The sequence below is a fragment of the Frankia sp. AiPs1 genome, assembly GCF_023716945.1.
Taxonomy (GTDB): domain Bacteria; phylum Actinomycetota; class Actinomycetes; order Frankiales; family Frankiaceae; genus Frankia.
On the sequence record NZ_JAMQQF010000352.1, the window covers coordinates 1 to 6,074 of the forward strand.

At 72.3% G+C, this 6,074-nt stretch carries 7 protein-coding genes; all 7 read right to left on the reverse strand.

Going from position 1 to position 6,074, the window contains the following annotated elements; genetic code table 11:
* Nucleotides 1–950, reverse strand: a 950-nt coding sequence (locus ND748_RS22650) for an ATP-binding cassette domain-containing protein (protein ID WP_251747981.1), incomplete at its 3' end; no start/stop codon positions are given.
* Nucleotides 951–1,153: 203 nt separating this feature from the next.
* The gene (locus ND748_RS22655) at nt 1,154–1,693 is read right to left on the reverse strand and encodes a MerR family transcriptional regulator (protein WP_044883700.1); all 540 of its coding nucleotides are present in this window, start codon (nt 1,691–1,693) and stop codon (nt 1,154–1,156) included.
* A 1,154-nt stretch (nt 1,694–2,847) separates the two neighbouring features.
* Nucleotides 2,848–3,333: a bifunctional nuclease family protein gene (locus ND748_RS22660; protein WP_009739504.1), complete on the reverse strand. Its 486-nt coding sequence runs from the start codon at nt 3,331–3,333 to the stop codon at nt 2,848–2,850.
* A gap of 158 nt (nt 3,334–3,491) precedes the next feature.
* The gene (locus ND748_RS22665) at nt 3,492–4,265 is read right to left on the reverse strand and encodes a MerR family transcriptional regulator (RefSeq protein ID WP_251747982.1); all 774 of its coding nucleotides are present in this window, start codon (nt 4,263–4,265) and stop codon (nt 3,492–3,494) included.
* 16 nt (nt 4,266–4,281) lie between these two features.
* A complete protein-coding gene (locus tag ND748_RS22670; protein ID WP_308205701.1) occupies nt 4,282–4,827 on the reverse strand; it encodes an FHA domain-containing protein in 546 nt (181 codons plus the stop codon).
* Nucleotides 4,828–5,121: 294 nt separating this feature from the next.
* Nucleotides 5,122–5,502, reverse strand: a complete 381-nt coding sequence (gene gcvH / locus ND748_RS22675; protein ID WP_251747983.1) for a glycine cleavage system protein GcvH — start codon at nt 5,500–5,502, stop codon at nt 5,122–5,124.
* Nucleotides 5,503–5,598: 96 nt separating this feature from the next.
* A partial coding sequence (locus ND748_RS22680; RefSeq protein WP_251747984.1) for a DUF881 domain-containing protein occupies nt 5,599–6,074 on the reverse strand: 476 nt, incomplete at its 5' end.

Below are 6,074 nucleotides of genomic sequence, written 5' to 3' on the forward strand. Positions count from 1 at the left end.
CCGCCGGCCCGTCTACCGGTCATGCTGAGGAAGACCTCGTCCAGGGACGGCCGGTGCAGGGCGACGTCGTCGATCCGCACCGCGATCTCGTCGAGCGCCCGGACCACACCCGACAGCACGCTGGCACCCAGCACCGGCACGCCCACCCGCCGCGTCGCCGGGTCGGCCGTCGCCGGTCCGGTACCGAACCGGTCGAGCACGGCCCGGGCCGCCTCGACCTGGGCGGGATCGTCCCCGCCGAGGACGAGGTCGAGCCGGCTTCCCCCGATCCGCGCCTTGAGCTCGTCGACGGTGCCCTCCGCGATGACCCGGCCACCGTCGATCACCGAGATCCGGTCGGCGAGCCGATCGGCCTCCTCCAGGTACTGCGTCGTGAGCAGGACCGTGGTGCCGCCGCGGACCAGATCCTCCACCACCCGCCACATGGCCGCCCGGCTGCGCGGGTCCAGGCCGCTGGTGGGCTCGTCGAGAAACAGCACCGGCGGGTTGATGATGAGGCTGGCGGCGAGGTCGAGCCGGCGGCGCATCCCGCCCGAATAGGTGCGCGTCTGCCGGCCGGCGGCGTCGGCCAGGTCGAACCGGTCGAGCAGCTCCCGGGCTCGGGCCCGGGCGACGCGGGCCCGCAGCCGGTAGAGCCGGCCGAACATCTCCAGGTTCTCCAGACCCGTGAGCCGTTCGTCGACCGCGGCGTACTGGCCGGTCAGCCCGATGCGAGCCCGCAGCACGTCGGGCTCGCGCACGACGTCGATCCCGAGTACCCGGGCCCGGCCACCGTCCGGGCGAAGCAGCGTCGACAGGATGCGGACCGCCGTCGTCTTGCCGGCGCCGTTGGGACCGAGCACTCCATGGACCGTGCCCGGGGCCACCGCCAGGTCCAGCCCGGCCAGCGCACGTTTGCCGCGAAAGCTCTTCTGCAGGCCTTCGGCGAGGACCGCGGGTTCGTCTGCCACACCGCGGACCGTATGCCACTGCACCGACAGTTCCCGTGATTCTCCGGGCCCAGCCCCTGCCAAACTCCGGCCAAATAATCGGCGCCCCGGCACGCCCTCGACGTCAATCCGCTAAATATCCCCCGAAATACCGGCGGGTTCAGCGACCCGGAAATCCCGGGGGCCGTTTCACCACCAGACCGCCCGACACCGGCAGGACCGAGTCAGGCGCTGCTGCGCCGGGTGCGCCGGCTGGCGAGCTCGTCTCCCGGGTGGGTGGCGGGCGGCTGGCCGGGGCGCTCGCACGGTAGTTCGGCGAGCTGGCCACGCATGTCGCGCAGGGCCCGGCCGACCGCGATCGCGAACACTCCCTGGCCGCCGCGGACCAGATCGATCACCTGGTCGTCCGAGGTGCACTCGTAGACGGTCGAGCCGTCGCTGATCAGGGTGAGTTGGGCCAGGTCGTCCACTCCCCGGGTGCGCAGGTGCTCCACGGCGACCCGGATGTTCTGCAGCGAGACGCCCGCTTCCAGCAACTTGCGGACGACCCGCAGGACGAGGACGTCACGGAAGGAGTACAGCCGCTGGCTGCCCGAGCCGGACGCGCCGCGAACGCTGGGGACGACCAGGCCGGTCCGCGCCCAGTAATCGAGCTGGCGGTAGGTGATGCCCGCCGCGGCACATGCTGTCGGCCCGCGGTATCCGACGTCGTCCCCAGGAGCTTCGGGGATCTCGTCCGGAAAGAGCTGGCCCTGTTCGATCATCGTCGTACGCACTTCGCCGCCATGCCAGCCCCATCCTCCGGATCGATTCGGGTCGGTCCCGGCGGCCGGTCACCCGGTCCCGCCATCCGGACGCCCAGCCCGGTCGAGTCACTTCCACGGCCACGTCCGGATCGTCCCCACCGGACGCCACCGGCCTGCACCGCCACACCACCGGCCCGCGACCGACCGGCCGCCACGTCGCCGACCGGCGACGCAACCCCCGACCGGCGCACGCACACCGACCGGCGCACGCACACCGACTGGCGCACGCACCCCGCCTGGCGCGCACAGACCCCGACCGGCCGGCAGGGTCACATCGACCGGCAGGTTCGCCGGGCGGTGCTGTCCGACCGGCACAGGATGCGAGCGGCCTGCGCTCCCGAACCACCCGCGACGCGGGTCCACAGGTCCGGGCACGGCCCGCTGTCACCACCTCCCCGGCAAGGTCAGAGCCGGAGCACGTTCGTCCGCTGACGTGTCCACCATGGGCACGGGCGGCCCCGAGCTCCGGGATCGGGTTCCTCCGACCGTAGGAGCGACGCGCGGTTCCTTCAATGATCTAAGCCGGCGTGTCCGTAGTCCAGCGGACATCGCTGGCCAGATCGGACAAAAAGGAATCGCATCGGGCCGGTCATGCCGGGACTCGTCCCACGGCGGGCCCGCCCGTCCGGAGAGCGGGGGCGCCGAAGCCCGCCAGGCCAGGGAAAGGAGCCCGGCGGTCGGCCCAGGCCGGACCACACTCGCCCCCGGGAGCGGTGGGCCCGCGAACGGGGTGCGGCGGGCCCGCGAACGGGGTGCGCCGCGCGCCCGCTTCCCCGCTACGGGCCACCCGCTTCGGGCCACGCGAACTGCCGGGCAGCCGCCTGAAGTGCCGGTGAGGGGCGTTCGGACTGGTCGACGCACCCGCGAACGCCACGCGCGCACCAGCGCGGCACAGGGCCAGGCGACGCAGGGGCCAGGCGACGCAGGACAGGCAGGCGACGCGGGACGCCAGACGGCATGGGACAGGCAGACGGCGCGGGACAGCCGACTGGCACGGGGGTGGCCTGAGGGACACGGGGCGGCCAGGTGACCAGGGTGGGCGCCGACGAGGACGGCCGGCCGCCCACCAGCGTCGCCCCGCGGCGGTTCGTCGCCGCGGGGCGGGTGCAGGCTCAGGAGCCGGGGGTGTTGAAATCCTCGGGAGAGATCGTGTCCAGGAACTCCCGGAACTTCTCCAGCTCGCTCTCCTGTTCTTGCTCCTGCTCCTCGGGGACCGTGATCCCGGCCTCCGCCAGGACGGCCTCGACGCCGTAGACCGGCGCCCCCATCCGCATCGCCAGGGCGATCGCGTCGGACGGACGGGCGGAGACCTCGACCCCGTTGCCGAACACGAGGGTGGCGAAGAAGACCCCGTCCTGCAGGTCCGTGATCGTCACCCGGGTCAGGTCCGTCTGGAGCGCCCGCAGCACGTCCCGCATCAGGTCGTGGGTCATGGGTCGAGCCGTCGTGATGCCCTCCTGGGCAAAAGCGATCGCGGTCGCCTCGACAGCGCCGATCCAGATGGGCAGATACCGCTCACCGCCCACCTCCTTGAGCAGGACGATCGGCTGCTTCGACGGAAGCTCGACTCGCACGCCGACGATGTCCAGCCGATGCACCGATCTACCTCCTCGCGCAGGTGGGGCAGGGCGGGATGTTGTGACCGGAGCCAGAAAACCCCACAGGGGAGACAGTATCCCCGCATCCGCCCGGCGTCAGCGCGCCCACCGGTTCCGCTGCCCGCCAGGGCACTTCCGCCTCGGTCTCGACCGCCCGGTCAGCTCGACCGACCGGCCGCCAGCCGGGACCGCAGCAGGGCCGCATGCAGCCGGACCAGCAAGGCCGCCAGCTCATCGGCGGTCTCCGCCTGCCGCCCGGCGTTGTCCGAGCCGCGCTGGCCCCGCAACGAGGCGGTGGCGGCCTCGATGAGACCAGCCTCACGATCGGCAACCGTTCGGGCGGCGCGCAGATGCCTGGCCTGGACGCCGTGCCCGGCGAGCAGCGCCACCGTGCGCGCGACGATCACGGCGTCGGAGTCGTAGTACCCGCCGCCCGCGATCGGGGCGACCAGACCGTGGCGCTCCAGATCCGCCAGTTCGTCCTCGTCGAGCCCCACGGCCGCCAGGAGCTCCCGGCGGGACATCCTGACCCTTTCCACCGCGAGGATGGCGTCCAGCCCGGTAGGAGCCGGATGCGGGGGCACCGCGCGGGGGCCGGGCCGGTGCACCGGCGTCTCCCCATGATCGAGGGCGGCCAACTCCTCCTTGATCACACGCAACGGGAGGAACCGCTCCCGCTGGGCGTGCAGGACATAGCGGAGCCGGGCCACGTCGTCGGCCGAGTACTTGCGATAGTTCGCGCTCGTGCGGGCCGGCTCGACGAGCCCCTCCGCTTCCAGATAGCGGATCTTCGACAGGGTGATGTCGGCGAAGTCGGCCCGCAGCCGCTCCAGGACCTGGCCGATGTTGAGCACCTTCGCGCCCGAACCAGCCCGGTCCCGACCGGGCCCGTTCGGGCGCGGGGCCGGCGACGCCGCAGCGAAGCCGCTCACCGTGGGTCCCTCCCGCTCACCGCGCCGCTGACCCCCCGTAGCTCGCCCCGGTCAGGAACACCAGCCGGAACTTCCCGATCTGCACCTCGTCGCCGCTGGTCAGCTCGGCGGAGTCGATGCGCTCCCGGTTGAGGTACGTGCCGTTGAGGCTGCCGACGTCGCGCACCGAGAAGCCCTTGGTGTAGGGCGAGCGGTGAAACTCCGCATGCCGACGCGAGACGGTGACGTCGTCGAGGAAGATGTCACTCTCGGGATGGCGCCCGACGGTTGTCATGTCGGCGTCCAACAGAAACCGACTGCCCGCGTTCGGCCCGCGTTTGACGACCAGCAGCGCCGAACCCGGCGGCAGCGCGTCGACGGCGGCGACGGCGTCCCGCTCCGTCGAGTCGTCGACGTGATCGCCCTCGATCCCGGAGAGCGCGGCGGCCAGATTCAACGTCGATGTCTGTTCGGCGGGCCGCTCCGGCGCCACGGGCTCGCCCGGACGTACCAGAGGGGACCCGCACCGCGCGCAATACAGCGCGTCGGACGGGTTCTGCTGTCCGCACCTCGTGCAGAACACAGTCGCGTCCGCTTCCTGCCGGGACCCCGCGTGAGCGAAGTTCGCCAGCCGCCTCGGCCGCCGCCGGACAGGCGGCGGGAACGTCTCTACCAGCACTTGCGATGGTGGTCGCCAGACGTTCTCAGCCCACCCCCACCACCGGGATGATCACATGCCGACGGCTGGGCCGTCCACGACCGTGCCCCGGTGCACCCCGAGGCTAGTGCATCGGGGGCACGCTCGTGAAAAGGGTGCGACCCGTGTTGTTCGGCGTGGCGTGACCCACCGCCCGCCATCGGGACACAGGCAGTACCGTCAGTGCTCCTTCACGTGCTCCGCGTACTCGCCGGCGTCCAGCAGACCCTCGAGGGAGTCCGCGTCCGTGAACGTGAACTCGACCAGCCAGCCGTCCCCGTACGGATCGGAGTTGACCAGCTCGGGCGCACTCACCAACGCCTCGTTACAGGCGATGATCTCACCGGTGGCCGGGGCGTAGATCTCCGAGACGCTCTTGGTCGACTCGACCTCACCGAAGGGCTCTCCCGCCTCGGCGGTGGTGCCCACGTCGGGCAACGTCACGAACACGATGTCGCCCAGGGCCTCCTGCGCGTAGGACGTGATGCCCACCCGGGCCGTGCTCCCGGTGAGCCGGATCCACTCGTGCTCACGGGTGTACTTCAGGTCGTCCGGGTACACCGGAGATCGCCTCCCCTTGATCCGCATCGCTCCGACCAGCGCCGGCGGGAGCCGTCGTGCCAGCCCCGCCGCCAGGCAACCCGCTCGGCGGCGGAGCTATCCGGCCGGGCGAGCGTAGCGGGGACTGGGAGCGGGCCGCAGCGCACGGATCTCGAGATGCCCGAAGGTCCGGACGCTGGCCTGCGCCCCGTCCCGCGCCGCTACCGTATCGAGCACCCCGCCCGGGATCCGCAGCGCCTGGTCGAGGGTGTGGGCATCACCGACCACCCGAAGGACGTACGGCGCGGCGACCGACGTCCCGTCCACGATCAACCCATGCCCCGGCTCGTCGGCGACATAGGTCGACACGACCGCCCGCACCCCGGCGATCTCGATGGCCTCCGCGCCCGCGTCGCGCAGTTCCTGCAACGCGTCGACGAGCACCGAGGCGTCGATCGCCCGGTGCGGGTCCCGGATGGTCAGCTCCAGCCCGGGCCCGTCGACCGGCACCGTCCCGGCGAGGATCGCCAGCTCGTCAGCCCGGGCGCGCTCGGCGTCCGCCGCGGCGCCCCGCCCACCGGCCGGCCCCGACG